This window comes from Micromonospora chokoriensis (genome assembly GCF_000718555.1).
GTDB classification, from domain to species: domain Bacteria; phylum Actinomycetota; class Actinomycetes; order Mycobacteriales; family Micromonosporaceae; genus Micromonospora; species Micromonospora chokoriensis_B.
Genome location: NZ_JOAN01000002.1, coordinates 420,899 through 443,102, shown reverse-complemented (window position 1 = coordinate 443,102; position 22,204 = coordinate 420,899). Strand labels below are relative to the sequence as shown.

Sequence of the window (22,204 nt, the reverse complement as noted above, 5' to 3'; positions counted from 1 at the left end):
GATGTCGAGTCCGGCCGAGCGGGCCGGTACTCACTCACGCGTCCGCCCGGACGAGAGTCGGCTCGGGGTAGCTGACCAGCGGGTTAATGGGTGTGATGAGTGGGTTCGGTCGCCCGCCGGGAAGTCGTTGCGGGCGCTGGGCTCGCTGGGTGGTGGACGTGGTCACCTGGCGGGCGGGTGGGCCTGACGTCGCGTAGGGCGCCTCCAGTGCGGAAGGATCTTGTTAACGTTCACACTTGTCGATGGCTCTCAGGCTGGCAGAACATTCCAGGTTTTTCAACCGGTAGTTTCGGGCCTGTTACGGATCGGGGTGGTGAGTCCCTGCAGGTGATGCGGACCGAGAGTGGGCTGTGGACGCTGCTTGTTAGACTCCACGGGAGTTGATCATGGAGGGCCGGCGTTGGTGGACGATGGATTCGCGGTCGACGCCGAGGAGATCCGCGCGCACGCGCGCAATGTCGAGGCCCTGGCGCAGCGTTTCACGGCGGTGAAGGCGGCCAGTGCGCACATCGCCGGGGACGACTCGGCGTACGGGCTGCTGTGTGGCTGGATCGCCGCGGTCCTGGAGGGCAAACACGCGCGGCAGGACGAACTGTTCGCGAAGGTCGAGGAGAATCTGACGCTGGCCGCCGCTGGCCTGCGCCAGACCGCGGACGGCTACGACGCGGTCGACGGCGACAACGCATCCCTGATGAACAGCGTGGGAAGCCAGTTGACCCCGTGAGGACGACACGATGACCGACTTGTCGCTCGTTGCCGACGTCACGTCGACCCGGGAGGTCTGGACGGGCGCCTCCCTGGCCGACAGCGTCGAGGGCCTGGTCGACGCGATCCGCAGTGAGGGCTGGGTCGACGACCTGTTGGCCGGTGCCGCGTTCGGGCTCGATGCCGTGGTGACCGTGCTGGATCCGTTCAGCGCGCTGTTGGCCAACGGGCTGGGGTGGGCGATGGAATACTTCGAGCCCCTGCGGGAGGTGCTCGACCAGCTCACCGGCATGCCCGACGTGGTCGCCTCGCACGCCGCCACCTGGAACAACATGGCCACCGAGCTGCACAGCATGGCCAACGACCTGCGCGCGCACCTCGATGGGGACCTGCCCGAGTGGTATGGCCAGGCCGCGCAGTCGTACCACGGCCTGATGGACCACAACGTCGAGGCCCTCGGTGGCCTCGGCGCGGTCTCGGCGGCGATGGCGGCGGCCACCGAAGGCGCCGGCAACCTGGTGGCCTTCACCCGCGACATCGTGCGCGACCTCATCGCCGATCTGGTGGCGCGCGTGATCGTCTGGGCGGTGGAGGCCATCTTCGTGGTCACGATCCCGGTCGTCGCCGCCCAGATCGTGGCGGCCGTCGCCAAGTGGGCCGGGCGCATCCTCATGTACGTCGGCGCGCTGATCACGAGCCTGACCAACCTCACCCGCATCCTGAACGGATAAGGCGTCCATGGCGAAGCCCACAAGACCCGGTGGCGGCAACGGCGGCACGGGTGGTGGTGGCAACGGGAGGCCGCCGAGGAGCTACGGCGGGATCAACGCGGGCAACGGCATCTCCAGCGCCCAACAGGCCACCGGCCAGGCGGCGCAGCAGGGGCACCCGGCCGGGGTCGCCGGCCAGGGACCGACAAACACCAGGCCGACGAGGCCCACCCGACCTCCCGCACCGGCCCAACCGCCGACGGCGGACGGCATCCACCACAGCGACGCGTCGAGAAGACACATCATCGAGGGCGACGGTGGCCGGCAGGGTGGCCACCTGGCGGGCACCGGCTTCTCCAACAAGACGGAGTTCCCCACGAGCTGGGACGAGGCGAAGATCTTGGACGCCGCGCACCAGGTGACGCAGCAGGGCCCTCCGGCGAAGGGGCCCTATGCCACCAAGGACGCGGACGGCAACCCGGTTTGGGCCTACGACTACGTGGGCGTGGTCGACGGCGTCGAGGTCAAGACCACCGTGCTCGCCGACGGCGAGATCCGCACCGCGTACCCGCCGAACGCGAACAATCCCGGGGTCATCAGCAACCCGGCGGCACCGAACCCGGCGCCGCAGGGAATCCCGAACGCTGTCCCACCCCGTTACAGTAATCCCGCTGCCGGTGGTGACGGCAGTTGGACGTGGGAGGGCCCGAAGGGCAACAGGATCATCCGAGTGGTCCAGGACGCCCAGGGCAACGTCACGAAGACCGACCTCGGTGAGTACAAGAAGAGATGAACACCATGGATGCGAAGACGTACGCGGCGGTCGCCGAGGTGTGTCGCCGGCTTGCCGGCCGGCTCTCCGACGACGTCCTCGGCACGGTACGGGAGAACTACGCCGCGGGTGAGTTCGACCTGGGCGACGACGCGCTCCTGCTCAACCTCGCCTACCAGGGTGTCGGCATCACCATCGAGGAACAGACGCTGATGCGTACCTTCCTCGGCGACCCCGACGGCCCCGACCTGGCCGACGTGCCGGTCATCGCCGAGGTGCCGCCGCCGTCCTACCGGTTCAGCCCTGGCGGCCCCGGGAACGCCCCCGACCCAGCCCTGGCCGACGCCCTGCTGTCCGCCGAAGCCCCCGCGTGGCGTGGGCGCAGCCTGCACCGTTCCTGGCGTGCCCCGCTCGACGGCGCACCCGACGCGGGGGCGTGGACGTACGTGCTGCGGGTCGCCGAGGGAACAGACGAGTTGGCCGCGTTCTCGGGCGTGACGTCGAGGCTCTGGGTGTCGCTGAAGCAGAAGTGGCCGGTGGAGGTCATCGCCGAAGACTCAGCGCGGGGGCCCTACCAGGCCGCGGCGCTGGCCGCCGCGTACCCGGTCTGGCACGCCTGAGGCGAATCTCCGATAGCAGGTCGAGCAGGAGGATCCGTGCACGAGATCTTGCTACCGAAGTCGACCACCGAGGCGTTCGCCGAGTGGCAGCCTCCCGCCCTGTTGCCCTTCCACTGGCACGTCTACGACGTCGGCTCGGTGCTGCCCGCGGGGTGGGACACCGCGCTGCTGGACGTGGCGCATCGCACGGCGAGAAGGCACAGCTTCCGTCCCACCATGAGCACCGCCCGGGAGGTGCCGGACGTCGAGATCTCGCTGGAGACGGTGAGCGGGGAGGAGTTGCGCCGGGAGGCGCCCTGGCTCCACGAGCTGTATGGCGGGTGGTTCCGTGATCTGGCCCGCCGGTTGGCCGACGAGGAGCTGCACACCACCAGCACGCTCAATCGGGCGCTGAGCCTGAACATCTTGCGCGGCGACGGTGAGCGCTATCCGTGCCACGTGGACAGCAACCCGATGCAGGGCCTGCTCTACCTGACCGACATGTCCGAGGAGACCGGCGGGGCCCTGGTGGTGGCCCGAGACCGAGGCGCGCGCAACGTCGACGAGGTGAACGCGGACTGCGGCGTCATCTACCCGAGACGCGGGCAGCTCTACTTCTTCGACGCCCGAGCGCACGCCCACTACGTGGAGCCGATGCGGCACGACGACGCCCTGCGCGCTGTCGTGACGATGAACTACTACTCGCCGTCCTGCCCGGAGACGGCCCGGCCGGCTGGCCTGGACGAACAGCTCTTCCGGAGGTGATCCCGGCGGAGCTGTCCGGTCCAGCGGTGCGATGCGGCTCAGCGCTCTGATCCCGCCGGGTCGGCCGGTCCCCGTCGGGTAATTCGGTGACACCGCGCGACGACGACAGCGCCCTACCGTGAGTTGACGCTTGTCTGCGCGGTCCGCCGTGCATCCCCCGGGGAGGGCAGGAGCCATCCTAGAGTTCGAGATCCGGCCGAGTCGACATTGCCTGCGCGACGAGGACCGACACTCATTCCTGGACGCGCCGGTTTTCGGGCAGGTCTTCACGGATCACATGGTCACGCTGCGCTGGGACAGCGAGCGTGGCTGGCACGACGGGCGGCTTGAGGAATTCCACAATCTTTCCCTGCCGCCGTCGGCGTCCGTCTTTCATTACGGGCAGGAAGTCTTCGAGGGCATGAAGGCGTACCGCCAGCCCGACGGGTCGATCGCGCTGTTCCGGCCGGAGCGAAACGCCGCCCGGTTCAACGCGTCCGCGCGGCGGCTGGCGATGCCGGAGCTGCCGGTCGAGACGTTTCTACGGGCCGTCGAGCTGCTGGTGCGGCAGGACCGGCAGTGGGTGCCGGACGGCGCGGGCACGAGCCTCTACCTTCGCCCGTTCATGATCGCGACCCAGCCGACGCTGGGCTTCACTCTGCCGTCGAACAGCTATCTGTTCTGCGTCGTCGCGAGCCCGGCATCGCCCTATTTCAGCGTCCGGACGGGGCCGCCGGCCCTGACGGTGTGGATCTCCGAGGAGTATGCCCGGGCCGCCCCGGGCGGAACCGGGGCCGCGAAGGCGGGCGGCAACTACGCCGCCGCGTTCCTGGCCCAGCGCCACGCCGTCGAGCAGGGCTGCGACCAGGTGGTGTGGCTGGACGCCGCCGAGCACACCTGGGTCGAGGAAATGGGCGGCATGAACCTGTGCTTCGTCCAGCAGCCCACCGACGACGGCCCGGCCACGCTGATGACCCCGGCGCTGACCGGCACGCTGCTGCCGGGCGTCACCCGGGACTCCCTGCTGCGGCTGGCCGCGCGGCTCGGCCTCGGCTGCGAGGAGGGGCGCATCTCGGTGGCGCAGTGGCGCAAGCGCTGCGAGGCGGGGGTGATCACCGAGGTCTTCGCCTGCGGCACCGCGGCGGTCATCGCGCCGGTCGGGCAGGTGCGCGCCGCCGACGGCGGGTGGACGGTCGGTGACGGCCGCCCGGGCCCGGTCACCATGCGGCTGCGTGAGGAACTGCTCGGCATCCAGTACGGCCGTCGTCCCGACGACCTGGGCTGGCTGCGCACGGTGTGCGGGCCGACGGAAGGCCCCACCTCCCTCGAACGCGTCTGCTGAGCCCGAGGGTAGGTTCGTCGTCCGGAGTTTCTGCAGATCTTCGCCGAGGCTGATCAAAGCGGGCCGATCGTGCGTCGGCACGCCTCGGCCAGCGTGGCCTGGAAGGCGTCCGCCCACGCGGCGACGGTCCGCTTGTCGAAGAGGTCGGTCGAATACTCGATCGTCATGGTGATGGTGTCCTCGGCGGGGACGAGCACCACGTAGAGCTCGGTGCGTGCGACGCCGCTCACCGCCATGCCCCGCACCGTCGTCGCGGCGTCCGGGAAATCCACAGTGGGCGGTGGGGTGGTGACGACCGTGAACAGGATCTGCGGGGTGACGATCTCCTCGCCGACGGCACGGCCGACGTCGCGCAGGGGGAGTAGGTGGTGATCCAGCGCCTCGAAGATGCGCTCGCCGGCCTGATCGACCAGGTCGCCGAAGGTGGTCGCGGCGGGCAGGTCCAGGCGTACGAGCAGGGCCTCGCCCACCGCACCGACAACCGAGGCGTGCTGCGGCCGCACGCGGCTGGCGCTGGAGACGGCGAGCACCAGAGCATCGCGGTCGCACAGCCCGCCCAGCCAGCGGCCGAAGGCCGCAGTCAGCAGGGCGGCGGGCGTCGCGTCCAGCGCCTTCGTCGCCTCCTGAACCAGCTCGACGGTGCTGGCGGAGAGCGTCACGTGGTGCAGCGCGCCTTGCCCAGACGGCCTCTCGGGGTGGGGGCGGTCGCCGGGCAGCGGCAGGCGAAGCGGCACACCGGACAGCCTGGTGCGCCAGAAGTCGACCAGGCGGCTGCGGTTCGCCTCGCACTCGGCCAGCCGCCAGGTCACGTAGTCCTGATAGGACGTCGCCGGGTCCAACTCGGCGGAACCCGCGTAGAGGGCGGAGAGGTCGCGCCAGATCACGCCCATCGACCATCCGTCGCAGATCAGGTGATGCAGCACCACGGTGATCGTCCACCGGGTGTCGCTCCGCCGGGCCACCCGGACCCGCCACGGCGGCCGGCCCGCCACGTCGAACGGCCGGTCGACCTCGTCCTGGCACCAGGCGTCGTCGTCCGCCTCCACCACGGTCAGCTGGACATCGGGGGTGGGCAGCACGACCTGCCGGAGCTCCGTGCCGCCCTCGAAGCGGGTGCGCAGGGCCGGATGCCGCTCGGCCAGCCGGATCAGCGCCGAGCGCAGGGCGTCGACGTCGAGAGGTCCGTCGACGTCGATGCGGTGACCGACGTTGAAGACCGCCGGGCGAGGGGTGACGCGGTGTAGGTCCCAGAGGCGTTCCTGGGTGCCGGAGGCTGGTGCGGTGTTGGCGGACAGCTGCCCGGCCACGCCGCGGATGGTCGGCGTACGCAGGAAATCCCGGATGCCGAGCTCGACGCCCAACTCGTCGCGGATGCGGCCGACCAGCCCCACCGCGGTGAGCGAGTGACCGCCCAGCTGGAAGAACGACGTGTCGATCGAGACCGGGCCGGTTCCCAGCTCGGCGCACCACAAGTCGTGCAGGGCTTTCTCCAGCGCGGTGCCGGGCGTGGCCCGGTCCGCGCCGTCGTCCGGCGTCTGCGGCGCCGGCAGCGCGGCCCGATCCAGCTTGCCGCTCGCGGTCAGCGGGATGCGGTCGAGGAACACCCAGCCGGCGGGAATCAGGTAGCCGGGCAGGGATCGGGACAACCGTCCGGCGAGCTCCGAGGCGGTCGGCGTCGGCCCGGTCTCCTCCGGTACGACGTAGCCGACCAGGCAGCTCTCCCCGCGGGCGTCGGTGCCGGCCAGCACGGCCGCGTCCCGCACGTCGGGCATGCTCAGCAACGCGGTGGTGGCCTCGCCCGGCTCCACCCGGAAACCCCGGATCTTGATCTGGTCGTCGGCCCGGCCGAGGAACTCCAGCGCGCCGTTGGCGGTCCAGCGTCCCCGATCACCCGTGCGGTAGAGACGCTCGCCGGGCAGCGCCGGCACGATTCCGAACGCCCTCGCCGTCTCGTCCGGACGCCCGACGTAGCCGCGAGCGAGGCCCCGGCCGCCGAGCCGGATGTCGCCGATCGCGCCGGGCGGCAGCAGGTGGCCACGCGCGTCGAGCACGTGGACGGTCACGTTGTCGACTGGACGCCCGATCGGCGGGCGGTCGCCGTCCGCCGGGTCCACCTCGTGGATGGTGGCGATGATCGAGGACTCCGTTGGCCCGTACTCGTTGCGCAGTTCGCAGCCGGGGTGCCCGGACAGAAACGCCCGCAGCGCCGGGGTGAGGATCATCTGGTCGCCGGCGGCGGCGATCTCCCGCAGGGAGGGCAGCTCGGGGCGGGTCTCCATCAGGTATTTGAGCGCGGTGAAGGTCATGAACAGCCGCTCGACTCCGTACCGACGGATCGTGGCCGCGACCTCGGCTGGCTCGTAGCGGGCCTCGTCGGGGAACAGCACGAGGGCGGCCCCGGACGACAGCGTCGTGAAGATCTCCTGCACGCTGACGTCGAAGCTGGGCGAGACCCACTGCAGGGTCCGCAGCGCGGGCCGGGTGCGCAGATAGTAGGCGACCAGGTTGGCCGGTCCGGTGTGCTGCACCGCCACCCCCTTGGGCGTGCCCGTGGAGCCGGAGGTGTAGATGACGTACGCCAATCCGTCCGGGTCTCGCCGGACCGGTGGTGGCTGGTCCGCGCGGGCATCGTCGCCGGGCACCTCGGTGAGCACCAGGCGTGCGCCGCTGTCCGTGGTCATGAAGGCGCGGCGGGGTTTCGGCACGGCCGGGTCGAGCGGCAGATAGGCTGCGCCGGCCTTGAGGACACCCAGCAGGGCGACGATCAGATCGACGCCCCGGGGCAGTTGTACCGCGACCACGTCCTCCGGTCGCACGCCCGCGTCGCGCAGGTGCCAGGCCAGGGCGTTCGCCCGGCGGTCCAGCTCGCGATAGGTGACGGTGCCGTCGTCGGTGAGCAGGGCGACAGCGTCCGGCGTCCGCCGGACCTGGCCCTCGACGAGCAGGTCGAGGCGGGTCGGCGGCGCCGGGTCCGGGTGCCCCGACCACGCGGCGAGCCGGGCCCGGTCGGCCTCGTCGGGGGCGGTCAGCGCGGCGAGCGTACGCGCGGGATCGGTGACCGCCCGCCTGATCGTCAGCTCCACGTAGCGCAGTAGGGCATCGACCGTTTCCGGGCCGAGTAGGCCGGCGTCGTACTCGACCACGCAGCGCAAGCCGTCGGCGTGCTGCGACAGATAGAAGATCAGGTCGAGCGGCGCGCGGTCGAGCGGCACGTCGAGGACGGTCGCCCGCACGCCGGCCGGATCGAAGTCGGGGTTTATGCCGTTCTCGAACTCCACCATGACCTGGAACAGCGGATTGCGGCCAGGCTCGCGGTGCGGGTTGACTGCGGTCACCATCTCGGCGAAGCCGATGCCGGCGTGCTCGTACGCCGCGGTGCTGACCTCGCGCACCCGGCCGGCCAGGTCGCCGAGCGTCGGGTCGCCGCCGAGATCGAGGCGCAGCGGCACCGAGTCGATGAAGAGGCCGATCAGGTCCTCGGTGCCCGGCGGCCGGTTGGTCAGCGCGGTGCCGAGCACCAGGTCGTCCTGGCCGGCGAATCGGCCGAGCACCCCGGCGACCGCGGCGAAGAGCGTCATGAACGGCGTCACGCCGTGCCGGCGGCTGAGGTCGCGGACGTCAGCCGACAACCGCGCGTCCCACTCCCGGATGAGCGAGGCGCCCCGGGCGCCCGCCGACCGCTCACCGTCGGCGGGCAGCATCAGCGACGGTGCCTCGGCGAGGGTCTGCTGCCAGAAGGCCCGGGACCGCGCGGCCTGCTCGTCGGTCACCGCCCGGGCCACGACGTGCTCCGGATAGGTCATCGGCAGCGGCGCGAGCGGGTCGGGCTGCCCGGGCCCGCCGCGGTAGTAGGCGGCGAGGTCGCGCACCAGCACCGCGGTCGAGAACGAGTCGAAGACGATGTGGTGCACGCTGAGCACGAGCAGGTGCCGCTGGGGGCCGAACCGGACGAGCACGCAGCGCAGCGGGGGGCCGGCGGCGAGGTCGAACGGCTCGGCGGTCAGCTCGCGCAGCACCTCGCGTAGCGCTTGGCCCTCGGGCAGGTCCGGCAACTCACGCGTCGGGCAGGCGATCGGGACGGCCGGGTGGACGACCTGGCGGAGCTCACCGTCGATCTTTCGGAAGACGGTGCGCAGCGGGGCATGCCGGTCGACTACTCGGTTCAGCGCCCAGCGCAGCCGGTCGGCATCCAGGGGGCCCTCCAGGCGGATGGCCTTGGGCTCGTAGTAATTGTCGGTGCCGGCGTGCGTCCGGTCGAGGAACCACATGCCGCGTTGGGCGGCCGACAGCGGATAGGACTCGACCGTCGCCGTCGCCGTCGCCGTCGCCGTCGCCGTCGCCGTCGCCGTCGCCGTGCGGCGGCGGCTCTCGTCGATGTGGCGCAGTGAAGCCAGCATCCGGTCAGCGGGCAGGCCGAAGTCGACGAAGCAGGCAATCTCGTCCGCGCCGGCCGCGACCAGACGGTCGACGGTGGCGCCGGTGCTCTCCACGGTGCCGATCAGCGCACGCTCGGCGCAATAGCGCTCGTAGGCCCGCTGCAGCAGGAAGTCGAGGTCCTCCTGCGGGACGTCGTCGTCGATCGAGAGGCCGAGGCTGTTGGTCACCTGGCCGAACAGCGACACCGAGGAGCGTAAGTAGGCGATGAACGGGCCGTACGCCTCTGCCCGCGCCTGGTCGTGGTCGGTGCCCAGATAGGTGTGCACGAGCACGACCACCCGGCCGGCGGCGGGGTCGAGCCCGTGCTCGGCGCGGGTCTGGCGATAGAGGGCGATGTTCGCCGCGAGCTGGTCGACGGTCTGGGTCATCAGGTTGGTGACCACGCCCAGATCCGCCTTGGCTGCGGCGCGGTAACTGTCGGGGTTGGAGACGACGGCCACGGACAGCGGGGGCATGGTCTGCAGCGGACGCGGATGGACGCGGAGCTCGACCTGCTCACCGGTGCCGGAGACGGCCGGCATGGCCTTGCCGGACCAGAGCGCTCGCACGGTGTCCAGGTGCTCGTACATCAACTCGCGGTGGCGGCCGTAGGCATCGGGCATCAGCGCGAAGTCGTTGGCGTGCCAGCCGCTCGCCAGGCACAGACCGACCCGGCCGCCGGACAGGTTGTCGACCACCGACCATTCCTCGGCGACGCGGAAAGGATTGTGCAGGGGCAGCACGACCGAGCCGGCGTTGAGCCGGATTCTCGACGTCTCGCGGGCCAGCGCGGCGGCGAGCACCACCGGGTTGGGGAAGAGGCCGCCAAAGGAGTGGAAGTGCCGCTCGGGCATCCACAGTCCGTGGAAGCCGCGTTCGTCGGCGAACCGGGCGGCGGCGATGATGGCACCGTACTTGTCGGCGTTGTCCTGGTCAGGATAGTCGCCGAAGAAGTAGAGGCTGAAGTCGACGGCACCGGCTGGGACCGGTGTGGTGGGCTGCTCGACCGGCGTGGGCCGCTGCGCCGGGGTGGTAGGCCGCTGCTGCACCGGGGCGAGCGGCTGGACCGGCATGGCTGCCGGGGCGGGGCGCTCCGGCGTGACCTGTGTCTGCCTGAGCATGCGCAGCTGGTCCTGCAGCAACGAGGTGACGCTGTCGACGAGCTTGCCGGCGACGGCGAGCTGGTCGCTCAGGACGGTGGCGATCTCCGCGGTCGGGGGCGTCTGGTGAGCCGGGGCAACGGCTTGGGCTGGCGGAAAGTCCTGAGCTGGCGGAATGTCTTGGGCCGGCGGTGTTTCCTGGGCCGGCGGGGCAGTGGCCACCGGGACCGGAGCCGGCTTTGCGGCGTAGGCGAGCGGAGCGGACGCGGTGGTGGCGGTCAGGACGGGCTCGTCGCGGGGGCGGGTTGCGGCATCGGCGGCGATCGCGGCGGCCAGGGCGGCGGGGGTGGCAAGGTCTGAGAACAGGCGGCGCACGGCGATGTTCGTCCCGAACGTGTGGCGTACCTGCTGCACCACCCGCAGCATGCTCAGTGAATCGGCGCCGAGCTCCAGGAAGGTGCGCGCCGGGTCGACCCCCGCCGGATCGAGGCCGAGTTGCTCGGCGGCGAGGCCGAGGATCTGGCTCAGCACCTGCCCCGGAGCGGCCGGTGTGGGGTCGGCCGCCGGGGTTTCGGCGGCCATCCAGTGCCGATCGCGCCGGAACGGATAGCCCGGTAGCGGCACCTGGCGGCCGTCACCGGCCAGTTCCGGCCAGCGCAGCTCGACGCCCGCGCGATAGAGGTCCCCGGCTGCGGTGAGAGCCGCGACCACCGGCCGCATACCCTTGCGGGCGACCGGCACGCACCGCGCGCCGGGCCGGGCCCGCCCGATGATCCCGGTCAGCACGGCGTCCTGACTGAGGTCCAGCAAGACAGTGTCGCCGCCCAGGGTTTCGACGGCCCCGGCGAAGGCCACCGGCTCACGCGCGTGCCGGCGGAAGTGTTCGGCGTCGGGCACGGTGCCCGCGTCGATCACCCGGCCGGTGAGGGTGCTGACGACGGGGAGGCGCAGCGCGGCCCTTGGCGTCGCGGCGGCGCGTTGGGCGAGCCGGTCCAGGATCGGGTCCATCAGCGCGGTGTGGAACGCCCGCTCGACGCTCAACCGTTGCCAGGGCACGGCCCGCTCGTCGAGCAGCCGGCCGGCCTCGTCCGCGACGTGCGCCGGTCCGGCGATGACGAATTCGTGTGGTCCGTTGACTGCGGCCGTCCCGAGCCCGGTGTCGCGGCACAGCTCCTCGACGGTGTCCCGGTCGGCGAAGACCGAGATCATCGCCCCAGGGGAGGTGTCGCGCATCAGCCGGCCCCGATCGATGACCAGGCGCAGTCCGTCGGCGACGGTGAACGCGCCAGCGACACACAGAGCCGCGTACTCGCCGACGCTGTGTCCCATCACGAAGGACGGCTCGGTGCCGAACGACCGCCACAGCGCGGCCTGCGCCACCTGCACGGCGAAGAGCACCGGCTGATCGATCGCCGTGTCCCGCCCGCCGCCGCTCTTCAGCTGGTCGAGCAGGCTGTCGCCGGTCGCGTCGCGATAGATCCCCGCGCACTCGTCCAGCACTGCCCGGAAGCGCGGGAAGGCGTCGTACAGCCGCTCCGCATGGTCGGCGATGTCACCGCCCTGCCCACCGAAGACGAACGCCAGGGATGGCGCGGATCCGGGGGCTTCCGAACCGGCGACGGCGGCCAGGGCCTCGCTCAGCTCCGCCGTGCTCGTACCGATGACAGTGGCCCGGTGGCGCAGGTGGGGGCGGCCCACGGCCAAGGTGGTGGCGAGGTCGGCGACCGGCAGGCCGGGCTCGGCCCGTAGCCGATCGCGCAGCCGGCTCGCCAGCTCGGTCAGCGCTGCGGGATGGGCCGCGGAGAGTGGAACGAGCCGGGGCCGCTCATCGCCGGCCGTTGTGCGCGCGGGCAGGGCGGGTGCCTCCTCGAGGATGACGTGGGCGTTGGTGCCGCCGACGCCGAGCGCGGTGACGCCCGCCCGCAGCGGGACGCCGTCGGTCGTCCACGGCCGGGCGGCGACACCGAGGACCAGCGGCCCGCCGGCCAGGTCCAGCTCGGGATTCGGGCGCTCGAAGTCGGCCAGCGGCGGCAGCGTCCGGTGCTGGAGCATGAGCACGACCTTGAGCAGGCCAGCCATGCCGGCGCAGCTGTCCAAGTGACCGACGTTCGGCTTGACCGAGCCGACCGTGCAGAAGCCAACCTCGTCGGTGCGCTCCCGGAAGGCCCGGGCCGCCGCGCGCAACTCCACCGGGTCGCCGAGCGGCGTGCCGGTGCCGTGCGCCTCCAGATAGGTGATCGTCTCGGCCGGCACTCCGGCCCGGTCGAGTGCCTGTCCGACCACCTCGGCCTGCCCGGCGACCCCGGGGGCGGTGAAACCCACCTTGCCGGCACCGTCGTTGTTGATCGCCGAGCCCAGGATGACGGCGTGGATGGTGTCGCCGTCGGCGATCGCCCGGTCGAGGCGTTTGAGCAGCACAGCCGCCGTCCCGCTGCCGCCGACGGTGCCGTCGGCGCCGCTGTCGAAGGCCCGGCACCGCCCGGTCGGCGACAGGATCGACCCGGCGAACGTGCGGTAGCCGGTGACCCGCGGGTCGTGCACCGCCGCCGCGCCGGCCAGGGCGAGGTCGGCGTCGCCGGCGAGCAACGCCTGCACGGCCAGGTGCAGCGCGACCAGCGAGGTCGAGCAGGCGGTCTGGACGCCGACGGCCGGGCCGGTCAGGCCGAGATGATAGGCGACCCGGGTGGCCAGGAAGTCGGGCTGGTTGCCGATCGTCGCCTGCATGCCGGCCAGCGGGTCGTCGCCCATGCCCGGCAGGACGTTCCGCACGAGATAGCCGGGGTCGCTGTAGAGGTTCGCCCCGGAGCCGGCGAACACACCGATCCGCTCCGGGCCGCTCGTCCCGGCGTATCCGGCGCTCTCCAGCGCGTGATAGCAGGACTGCAGGAACAAGCGGTGGGCCGGATCGGTGCGGCCGGCCTCGGCCGGGCTGATGCCGAAGAATGCCGCGTCGAACTCGTCGACACCGTCAAGCGCGCCGGTGGCCGGTACGAAGTCGCCGATCCCGTCCGCAGTGGAGCGCCGGATGCTGACCCGGCCCGCGGCGACGTTCTGCCAGAACTCCGTCAGGTCGGCGGCGCCGGGGAAGCGGGCCGCCATCCCGATGATCGCCACCCGACGGTCGGCCGGGACCTCGCCAGCGGCCCGCCCGGTGGTCGGCGAGCGCTCCTCGCCACGGGCCAGATAGGCGGCCAGGGCGGGCAGCGTGGAGTGCTCGAATATCGCCGAGCGAGGGAACCGGAAGCCGAACTCGTCCTCCAGCGCCGCGTGCAGCCGGACCAGCACGACGGAGTCGACGCCCGCCTCGTAGAACGGCAGCCGCTCGTCGGCACGGGCGCCAGCCACCACGTGGAAGACCCGCCGCACCTTCTCCGGCACGGTGCCGGTGCCGGGCGTTGCGGCGGTGTCGCAATAGGCCAGCTCACCGGAGAGCAGCGCGTCCCGGAGAGCGGACCGCTTGACCTTGCCGCTCGCGGTGCGGGGGAACGACGAGTGCCCCACGACGACCACGCCCGCAGTCAGCCCGAGCCGGTGGAACAACCGATCCCGGACGCCCCGGGCCACCTCGACGGAACCGTCAAGCGTGGTGACGCCGACGAAGACGGCGAGTCGGTCGGTGCCGCTCGCCTCGTCCGGGACGCCGCACGCGGCGACCAGCCCGGGCCGGACCCCCTCGACGCCGTCGACGGCGCCCTCGATCTCGTGCGCGAAGTGGTTGCGGCCGTGCAGCACGAGCCGGTCGTCGCGCCGGCCGACCATGACGATCTGGCCGTCGCTGCCGAAGGCCAGGTCGTGTGTGTTGAGCCAGCGCCGGCCGGCATCGTCGGTGAACGCCCGTGCGTCTGCCTCGGGCGCGCGCAGGTAACCCGCGGTGACCCGGCCCGACGAGACCTGCAGGTGGCCGATCTGCCCCTCGGGCAGCACCGCGCCGGCGTCATCGACGACCCGGACCACGGTGCCGGGTGCCGGTGCGCCGACCGCGACGAAATCCGTACCGTCGGAGGAATTGATGTTGGGGTCGAGGCCCGGCCGGGCGAAGGTGATCGCGGTGACCGTCTCGGTCATGCCCCAGACCGGCAGGAAGGCCTCCGGGCGCAGGCCGTGGGCGGCGGTCGCGCCGAGGAACTCGCGCATCACCGGCACGGTGATCTGCTCGCCGCCGCTGACCAGCGTGCGCACGCAGGACAGGTCCCACCGCCGCTCCGGTGCCCCGGCCAGCTCCCGGCTGACCAGCCGATAGGCGAAGTTGGGCGCCCAGGTGTGCGTGGCCCGGTGCTCCGCGACCAGGTCGAGCCACCGCAGCGGGTCGGCCAGCACCCGGTCGGTCGGGACGTGCACATTTGTGCAGCCAGTGGCGACCGCCATCAGGTGATAGAGCAGGAACGCCCCGCTGTGGTCGAGCGGCAGCCAGTTCAGCAGGACGTCGCCGGTCCGCAGCGGCATGACCGCCGGCGTGCCGGCCACGAACTCCCGGATGCCCTGCTGGGTCAGCTGGATCAGCTTCGGGACGCCGGTGCTGCCGGAGGACATCATCAGTAGGGCCACGTCGCCCGGTGCCGCCCGGTGCAGTCCGTCGGCCGGTGGCTCGGCCGTCAGCGAACGGACGTCGGCGCAGCGCAGCTCGTCGCCGAGCGCGGCGGCCGCCGCCGCCCCGCACAGCAGGAGCGGCCCGCCCAGAAGGTCGCTCGTGCGGCTGAGCAGGGTGCGGACGGCGGGGTCGGTGGCGGCCTCGGCGGTCGGCGGGGCCAGCACCGGCCGGATGCCGCCCAACACGCAGGCCCAGATCGCCGTGAGGTAGTCGAGCGCGTCCTCGGTGACCGCCACGACGGCGTGGTCGCCGGCGCGCACCCCGAGGCGGCCGAGCCCGCCCAGCACCCGCCGGGCCCGGTGTAGCAGCTCGGCATAGGTGAGCATCTCCGCCGCGCCGGTGGCCGAGGCCGTGACGACCCCGGCGCGGGGCTGATCCTCGGCGGCTTTGCGCAGCATCGCCGCCACATCGACCGGAAGATCGTCGGTCCAGGCGATCGGCGCACCGCTGTACAAAGCTTCGTTCATTGCTTCGCTCCCGTGATCGATCCGAGCATGATGTAGACGACCGCCGCCGCGATCGCGAAAGCGTGGAAGAGCGCCACGACGCTCAGCGGGGCGGCCTGGCCGAGCAGCACGGCACTGCCCAGCGAGCCGCTGGCGAGTCCGAGCGTCTCGACCGCCGCCGACGTGCCGAAGAGCTGGGCCCGCTCGACGGCCGGGCGGGCCTGCAGCAGCGTGGCGTAGGAGAGGTCGCCCAGCCCGTCGGCGAAGCCGGTGAACGCCGCGACCAGCACCAACGCGAGGACCGGTAGGTCGAGGAAGGCCGCGATGAAACCGGCCGACGCGCACGCCGTAGCACCGGCGTACACGTGCTCGCCCAGCCGCCGGTCGCCGCGCTTGAGCCACCACTGCACCAGGCGGTTCATCGAGAGACTGCCCACCGCCCACGCGGTCCAGAACTGGCTGAGCAGCACGGCCGGGGCGGCCGGGTCCCGCTGGGCGGCGAAGACCGGCAGGGCGACGTTGTGCGAGGCACCGGCCAGCCCTTCCACCCCGCGCAGCGCCAGCAGCATCGCCACTGCGGGCGACGCCAGCAGCAGCACGCGCGGGCCCCGGCTCGGACGGGCAGTTGGCTCGACCACCGGGGCGGGCCGCTCGCCGAAGGACAGCGGCATCCACCTCAGCACGATCGCCGAGACCACGAAGGTGGCACCGTTGACGGCGAACGCGGCGCCGTAGCCGAACGCGCCGATCAGCGGTGCGGCGGCGGCGAAGCCGAGCACGGTGCCGAACGCCCGCGCGGTCACCAGGGAACCGTTGCCCCGGGACCGGTCCGCCGCGCCGGTCAGCTCGGGCACGCTGGTGCGCAGTGCCACCATGAAGACGGTGTTGCCGGCACCGAGCACGACGGCCGTCAGCCACAGCAGGTGCCGGTGCGACGAAGCCGGCGTGACGAGCAGCGACACCATCGCGAGGGCCTGCGCCACGTCGCAGCGGATCATGATCGTGCGGCGCGGGAACCTCGCCGCCAGCAGCCCGGCGACCGGCCCGGCGGCGAAGGCCGCCGTCAGCCGTACGGCCATGAGCAGCCCGGTGAGGAAGGCGTCGCCGGTCAGGTGCAGGACGTAGAGGTTCACCGCCAGCAGGTTGAGAAAGTTCCCGAAAGTGGACAGTCCATAGGTGGCAGACAGGAGCGTGAAATAGGCGCGTGCGGAGCGCCGTGGGGAGGAGCTAACCTCCGTTGGCATTGCGCCAGCCTGCCGCACCACCGGGCCCGGGCGGAGTCCCCGATTGATGGTGCGATGCGGTGGTGTCCCTGCTTACGGGGACCGATGCGGCCGCGCAAACGTTCATAACCTCGGGGAGTGACCGATATCGCGACGCACCACCTGGCACTCACTCCCGCGGACAACGCGGCGCTGGCGCCGATGCTCGCCGACTTGGCGCGCCAGTACGACACCATCGAGAACGAGGACCTGATCCGGCGGTCGCCGGTGCTCACCCGGGAGTTGCCCGCGCACCTCCTGGAGTTCCTCGAAGAGTTCCGGCTCGGCGAGCCGTCGGCGCTCTGCGTGGTCTCCGGCCTGGCGGTCGACGAACAGGAACTTGGGCCGACCCCGACGCACTGGCGGGACAGCCAGCACGCCTCGCCGGCCTTCCGCCAGGAGATCTTCTTCCTGCTGTGCGGGTCGGCGCTCGGCGACGTCTTCGGCTGGGGCACCCAGCAGGACGGCCGGATCATGCACGACGTGCTGCCGATCAAGGGACACGAGCACTACGAGATCGGCTCGAACAGCCTGCAGCATCTGTCCTGGCACACCGAGGACGCGTTCCACCCGTGCCGGGGCGACTATGTCGCGCTGATGTGCCTGAAGAACCCGGACGACGTGGAGACGATGGTCTGCAGCATCGACCTGCTGGACGTCGAGCGGCTGGACGTGGCCGCGCTGTTCGAGCCCGAGTTCACCGTGATGCCCGACAACTCGCACCAGCCGCAGCTGTCCCGCGGGTCGACTGGTGATCCGGCGCTGGACGCGTTGCGGGCGCGCAGTTTCCGGCTGATCGAGCAGTGGAACGAGAAGCCCGAGCAGCGGCCGCTGTTCTTCGGCGACCCGGGCAGCCCCTACCTGGCGCTCGACCCCTATCACATGGATTCGAGCGGGTGGCCGGAGCGCCACCGGCAGGCGTTCGACGGATTGTGCGCCCAGATCGAGGAGCGGATGTCCACGGTCGCGCTGCGGCCCGGCGACTGCGTCTTCATCGACAACTTCCGCGCGGTGCACGGCCGTAAGTCGTTCCAGCCGCGCTACGACGGCTCCGACCGGTGGCTCAAGCGGCTGAACATCACCCGCAACATCCGCGGTTCGCGGGCCTGGCGCACCTCTGCGGACAGCCGGATCATTCAGTGACGGTGAACGCGCCGGCGCCCCGCGGGGTGCCGGCGCGACTGTCCGCCTACTTCCTGGTCGAGGCGGCCGAGAGGTCGAGATATGAGGCGGCGAGAGCCTGGGCGGCGGTGATGATCGTTGCTCGCGGCCGGGCCAACGAGAGCCGGATGAACCGTAGCCCGCCCTCCGGGTCCGCCCAGTGGAACGGCGCGCAGGGCAGCACGTGCACACCCCGGTTCAGCATGTCCTTGTAGAGCAGGTTGGAGTCGGGGCCGTCGGCCGGCAGTTCGATGCGGGCCACGCTGATCCGCGACTCCGGGTCGGCCAGCGAGAGCCCCACCTCGGCGATGGTGCTGCGTATGATCTCGCGGTTGTCCTCGATGAACCGGTGCGACCGCTCGTAACCGCCGGTGGTCCAGTCCCGGGCCAGCTCGGTGATCAGTCGGAGCACGACCGGCGAGGCGGAGAGCAGCGACTCGGAGAAGGCCCGCTCGATCGGCAGGGTGAGGCGGCTGCTGTACGCGAGCAGGCCGATCTTGAGCTCGTGCGTCGGCCAGAGCTTGCCGGTGTCCTCGATCGTGATCCAGTCGGCCCCGGTGGAGTCGAGCACCGCGTAGGTGTCGTACTGGGCGTCGTGCACCTGCCCGCGGAAGCTGGCGTCGAGGATGACGATCTGCCCGTTCCGGGCGGCGTGCTCGCCGAGCGAGCGCAGGTGCTCCTGCGGGGTCACCAGGCCGGTTGGGTTGTTCGGGTGGGTGAGCACGACCGCGCGCACCGGCGATTGCGGCCACTGGCGTGCCAGCAGCGCCTCCTCGGGCAGCGGCACCAATTCGAGCCCGCGGGTGACGAACAGGTCCGCGATGTTGTCGAACGTGGGGTGCAGCACGGCGATCGTCGCGCCGGCCGGCAGGGCCCGCGCCACGATGTCGGTCGCCAGTGTGGAGGAGTAGCAGCTGAGGATCCGGCCAGTGCCGATCGGCGCCGTGTGCTGCCCCACCGCGTGCAGGAAGGTGGTGTGCGCCTCCCGCTCGATCTCGGGGAACGACCGCCGGGACGCGTCGGCGAACATCTCCGGCAGCCGCCCGATGATCTCGGCCTGCTGTCCGCTGAGGACGAATCGGGCGTGGCCGTCCGTGAGATTGAGCCCGCCGTCGACGTCGGTCAACGCGTCGACTTCCATGGTGGTCAGATTGGCGACTGGGGTCATCGTCGGTCCTCCCGCTGCGAGCGCTGCCTGCAAGAACCCTAGGCGGCGCGCCGGATGCGTTCTTGTCCCATCAAGAAGGGGCTAAGGCCATGGCGGTCAGCCGGTCGGCGAACCGGCTCATCTCGTCCTGGCCCGCGTTGCCGAAGCTCACGCGCAGCGTGTGCCGGTCGCCGGGTTCGAATGCCGTTCCGGGAATGACCAGGGTGTCGTGGCGTAGAACCAGATCGCGGACGACCTCGGTCGTGGGCCGGTCCCGGAACGGGTGCCGTAGCCAACCGAAGAAGCCACCGGCGGCCAGCAGCTCGAACCCGCCTGGGCGATCGGCCAGCACCGACCGGAAGTGGTCACGCTTCGCCAGCAGGTCGCGGGCCCGCTGGGCTCGCCACGCGCCGGCCCGGACAAGACCGGCCCAGGCGGCCTCCTGGCCGATCCGCGGCGCGCAGATCGCGACGCAGTCGAGCAGCTTCATGATTTCCCGGTTGAGCCGGGCCGACGCCACCACGGCGCCCACCCGATAGCCGGGGATGGCCAGGTCTTTCGCGAAGCTGTGCAGGCTGACCACGGTCTCCGGCCAGCCCGGATCGGCGAACAGCGGATGTGCCGGCTCGTCGGTGCCGCGGAACGACCGGTAGGTCTCGTCCAGCACGAGGGCGATGCCGTGCCGATGGGCCACCGCGGCCAGCTCGGCGATCCGCTCCGGGGGTACCACCACACCGCTGGGGTTGCCCGGCGACACCAGCACGATCGCCCGGGTGCGTCCGGTGATCAGCGCCTCTGCCGCGGCGGCGCTTGGCACCAGGTCGGGGCCCGGGTCGAGATAGACCGGGGTCACGCCGTCCAGGCGCAGCCACATGTCGTGGTTGAAGTAGTAGGGCACGGTCAGCACGACCTCGTCGCCGGGGCCAGCCAGGGCCGAGGTGACGAGGCAGAACGCCTGGTTGCAGCCGGCCGTGACCAGCACCTGCTCGGGCTGGACGGCGCCGCGGTAGTCGCGCGACAGCTCCAGCGCGAACGCCTCCCGCAGGTGCGGCAGGCCGCCAAGCTCGACGTAGTCGGCACCGTGCGGGTCGCGGGCCACCGCGGCGATGTGCTCGACGACCTCGGGCGCGGGTGGATAGCGCGGCGCCGCCTGGGCCAGGTCGAGCACCTCGCCGCCCGCCGTGCGCTCGTCGAGCAGCGCGTAGGTGTCGGAGATCGGCGAGTCGATCTGGCTGAGTGTCCGGCGGCTGAGCCGCATGCTTGATCTCCGTCGCGGTCGGGGGCCGATCGGCCGATCAGCCGGCCAGCCTGCCGAGCAGCGCGGCTCGCGTCAGCTCGGCCTTGTTGCCGACGCCGAGCTTGGCGCGGATGCGCTTGACATAGGTGTCTACCGTGTGCGGGCTGATGCCGAGCCGGGTGGCGATCTGGCCGTGCGTCAGCCCTCGGGCGATCTGCCGTAGCACCTGCATCTCCCGCTGGCTCAGGCTGCGCCCGACGGCATCGGTCCAGGTGACCGTCGGTGGTTCCTGGTCGGCCGGCACGACGTTGCGCCCGGAGGTGACCGACCGGATGGCGTCAACGACCCGCTCTGCCGGGTCCCGTTTGTTGATCACACCCGCCGCGCCGACGCGCAGGAAGCGTGCGCTCTCGCACGGCGGCTCGTCGTTGACCACGATGACCTGCGTGCACTTTGCCGTCTCGGCGATGTGCTCGAGCTCGCCGAAGGGCGGTAGAGCGTCGGTATCGATCAGGGTGGCGTCGGCCAGCCAGGAAGCCTCGTCGTCGGAGGACGTTCGGGCGGACACGACTTTGATGCCGGCCTGATCCATTGTGTGGAGCATGCCCACCAGGTAGATGGGTGAGCTGCTGAGAACATCGATCCGAATCAAGGCCCCGTACCCCGCTACAAATCGTGTCTGTGGCGTTGGCGACGGATTGTGTGCCGCAAACGCCATGGTCAGGGTGCGCTCTGCATCGATTGTTTTCGATGAGATTGCCGATCGATCACCAACTCGGTCGACAGTAGCAGCGGCCCTCCGGGGCCAAGCATCCCTGCTTCACGGGACAGTGACAAGTGTTAACTCCTGGTAATGGTCGTCGAGCTGGGGTAATCCATGGCACCGATGGTCATCTATCGGGTCGGGAGCCCGTGGCGGTCGGTAGCTGCAACAAGCGACGTGACGCGACACCGTGCATCGTTCGACCATGATCTCCCTGCGCCCCCGCACGGCCTGAAAGAGGTGACCGACGATGCCGAATCGCGATGCGCGACGCATCGCACGCGACGACGGGGCCAAGGTGATCCCCTTGCGAGCGATCGGATCACCGGCCGGGCAGGCGGGCGCCACGCGGTTCGAACCGGTGGAGGAGCCCGTCGCCGTCGTGATCGAGGGCGACCCCGCGTTGACCCTCACGATCACCCGCGCGCTCGCTGAGTCGCCGGTCCGGGTTGTGCTCACGAGCCCTTCCGGGATCAGCGGAAGGGCGGCGGTCGCGCTGCTCGGCGATCTCGCGGACCGCGTCGCCGTACGCCAGCTGACCCTCACCGACCCGGACAGCGTCGAACGCCTCACGACGTGGCTGCGGATGCGGCTGGGCCGCTGCGACGTGTTGGTCGACGCGACGGTGACCACCGGCGCGGAGTTGATGATCCTGGAGGAGAACCTGGCCGGCACCCGGCAGCTGATCCACGCCGTGGAGCCGCTGATGCGCCGGCAACACTACGGGCGCATCGCCTATGTGCTGGACGGGCCGGGCGTGAGGGCGGCGGGGGCGGCCGCCACGGACCGGGTAAACGAGTTCACCCGGTCCGTGGCCGACGAACTGGCCGGCACCGGCATCGTCATCGACACCTATCCGTCGCCGGCAGCCGGCGAGGTCGACCTGTCGCGATGGCTGGCCGACCTCCTGCGTGATCCCCCGAGCGGCGGGTTATGACGCCAACGCCTGCCGCACGCTCAGCGGCGTGATGTCAGTCCAGTGCTGCTCGACGTGGTCCAGGCACGCCTGCCGGGATTCCGGGCCGTGGGCGACGCGCCAGCCCGCCGGCACGTCCAGCGAACTCGGCCAGAGGGAATGCTGCTCCTCGTCGTTCACGAGCACCAGGAAGGTTCCGTCGGGGTCGTCGAAGACATTCATGGGCACGGCTCCTCGCAGATCGGCTCGACGCGACCGTACTCATCCGGAGCGGCACGGCACCTGTCACCGCTTCA

At 71.3% G+C, this 22,204-nt stretch carries 14 protein-coding genes; 8 read left to right on the top strand and 6 right to left on the bottom strand.

Features of this window, described 5'->3' with window-relative positions:
* The first annotated feature begins 403 nt into the window (after positions 1–403).
* From IF46_RS0105245 to IF46_RS0105220, 6 genes are all read left to right on the top strand, one after another.
* Entirely contained in the window at positions 404–724 is a 321-nt protein-coding gene (locus IF46_RS0105245) for a type VII secretion target (RefSeq protein WP_030487131.1), read from the top strand.
* Between the two features lie 10 nt (positions 725–734).
* Complete coding sequence (locus tag IF46_RS0105240) at positions 735–1,436, top strand: WXG100 family type VII secretion target (protein WP_030487130.1); 702 nt, start codon at positions 735–737, stop codon at positions 1,434–1,436.
* Positions 1,437–1,443: 7 nt separating this feature from the next.
* Entirely contained in the window at positions 1,444–2,208 is a 765-nt protein-coding gene (locus tag IF46_RS0105235; RefSeq protein WP_030487129.1) for an EndoU domain-containing protein, read from the top strand.
* The gene (locus IF46_RS0105230; RefSeq protein WP_198041359.1) at positions 2,205–2,807 is read left to right on the top strand and encodes a hypothetical protein; all 603 of its coding nucleotides are present in this window, start codon (positions 2,205–2,207) and stop codon (positions 2,805–2,807) included. Before IF46_RS0105235 ends, IF46_RS0105230 begins: the two co-directional genes overlap by 4 nt.
* A 36-nt stretch (positions 2,808–2,843) precedes the next feature.
* Positions 2,844–3,551 (top strand): 2OG-Fe(II) oxygenase, encoded by a 708-nt coding sequence (locus IF46_RS0105225; RefSeq protein WP_030487127.1) that lies wholly within the window; start codon positions 2,844–2,846, stop codon positions 3,549–3,551.
* A gap of 148 nt (positions 3,552–3,699) precedes the next feature.
* Complete coding sequence (locus tag IF46_RS0105220; RefSeq protein WP_051723666.1) at positions 3,700–4,872, top strand: branched-chain amino acid aminotransferase; 1,173 nt, start codon at positions 3,700–3,702, stop codon at positions 4,870–4,872.
* Between the two features lie 53 nt (positions 4,873–4,925).
* Here the strand turns inward: IF46_RS0105220 and IF46_RS0105215 are convergent, their stop codons facing one another.
* Complete coding sequence (locus tag IF46_RS0105215) at positions 4,926–15,443, bottom strand: non-ribosomal peptide synthetase/type I polyketide synthase (RefSeq protein WP_157562599.1); 10,518 nt, start codon at positions 15,441–15,443, stop codon at positions 4,926–4,928.
* Positions 15,440–16,666: an MFS transporter gene (locus tag IF46_RS0105210; protein ID WP_084597766.1), complete on the bottom strand. Its 1,227-nt coding sequence runs from the start codon at positions 16,664–16,666 to the stop codon at positions 15,440–15,442. The genes IF46_RS0105215 and IF46_RS0105210 overlap by 4 nt, the downstream gene beginning before the upstream one ends.
* Before the next feature lie 117 nt (positions 16,667–16,783).
* Here IF46_RS0105210 and vioC point away from each other — a divergent pair, with 117 nt between their 5' ends.
* Positions 16,784–17,827, top strand: a complete 1,044-nt coding sequence (gene vioC, locus IF46_RS0105205) for an arginine beta-hydroxylase, Fe(II)/alpha-ketoglutarate-dependent (RefSeq protein WP_198041358.1) — start codon at positions 16,784–16,786, stop codon at positions 17,825–17,827.
* Positions 17,828–17,873: 46 nt separating this feature from the next.
* Here vioC and IF46_RS0105200 read toward each other — a convergent pair whose 3' ends face one another.
* The 3 genes from IF46_RS0105200 to IF46_RS0105190 all read right to left on the bottom strand — a co-directional run bounded on the left by IF46_RS0105200 (position 17,874) and on the right by IF46_RS0105190 (position 20,821).
* Positions 17,874–19,013, bottom strand: coding sequence for an aminotransferase class I/II-fold pyridoxal phosphate-dependent enzyme (locus tag IF46_RS0105200; protein ID WP_036391036.1), 1,140 nt, complete (start codon positions 19,011–19,013; stop codon positions 17,874–17,876).
* Between the two features lie 70 nt (positions 19,014–19,083).
* Positions 19,084–20,250 carry an aminotransferase gene (locus tag IF46_RS0105195; protein ID WP_030487121.1) on the bottom strand — a complete coding sequence of 389 codons (1,167 nt, stop codon included), beginning with the start codon at positions 20,248–20,250 and terminating at the stop codon, positions 19,084–19,086.
* Positions 20,251–20,287: 37 nt separating this feature from the next.
* On the bottom strand, positions 20,288–20,821 hold the full coding sequence (locus IF46_RS0105190; protein ID WP_232233938.1) for a response regulator transcription factor: 534 nt from the start codon (positions 20,819–20,821) through the stop codon (positions 20,288–20,290).
* Between the two features lie 478 nt (positions 20,822–21,299).
* Between IF46_RS0105190 and IF46_RS0105185 the strand changes: the two genes are divergently transcribed.
* Entirely contained in the window at positions 21,300–21,929 is a 630-nt protein-coding gene (locus IF46_RS0105185; protein ID WP_198041357.1) for an SDR family NAD(P)-dependent oxidoreductase, read from the top strand.
* Here the strand turns inward: IF46_RS0105185 and IF46_RS0105180 are convergent.
* Positions 21,924–22,130, bottom strand: coding sequence for an MbtH family protein (locus IF46_RS0105180; protein WP_420063548.1), 207 nt, complete (start codon positions 22,128–22,130; stop codon positions 21,924–21,926). The two genes, IF46_RS0105185 and IF46_RS0105180, sit on opposite strands and share 6 nt — an antisense overlap.
* Between the last annotated feature and the right edge of the window lie 74 nt (positions 22,131–22,204).

Coding starts and splice junctions, on each gene's coding strand:
- IF46_RS0105215 (WP_157562599.1), bottom strand. CDS start 15,443: ATGAACGAAGCTTTGTACAGCGGTGCGCCGATCGCCTGGACCGACGAT.
- IF46_RS0105230 (WP_198041359.1), top strand. CDS start 2,205: ATGAACACCATGGATGCGAAGACGTACGCGGCGGTCGCCGAGGTGTGT.
- IF46_RS0105180 (WP_420063548.1), bottom strand. CDS start 22,130: ATGAATGTCTTCGACGACCCCGACGGAACCTTCCTGGTGCTCGTGAAC.
- IF46_RS0105240 (WP_030487130.1), top strand. CDS start 735: ATGACCGACTTGTCGCTCGTTGCCGACGTCACGTCGACCCGGGAGGTC.
- IF46_RS0105235 (WP_030487129.1), top strand. CDS start 1,444: ATGGCGAAGCCCACAAGACCCGGTGGCGGCAACGGCGGCACGGGTGGT.
- IF46_RS0105210 (WP_084597766.1), bottom strand. CDS start 16,666: ATGCCAACGGAGGTTAGCTCCTCCCCACGGCGCTCCGCACGCGCCTAT.
- IF46_RS0105200 (WP_036391036.1), bottom strand. CDS start 19,013: ATGACCCCAGTCGCCAATCTGACCACCATGGAAGTCGACGCGTTGACC.
- IF46_RS0105190 (WP_232233938.1), bottom strand. CDS start 20,821: ATGGATCAGGCCGGCATCAAAGTCGTGTCCGCCCGAACGTCCTCCGAC.
- IF46_RS0105195 (WP_030487121.1), bottom strand. CDS start 20,250: ATGCGGCTCAGCCGCCGGACACTCAGCCAGATCGACTCGCCGATCTCC.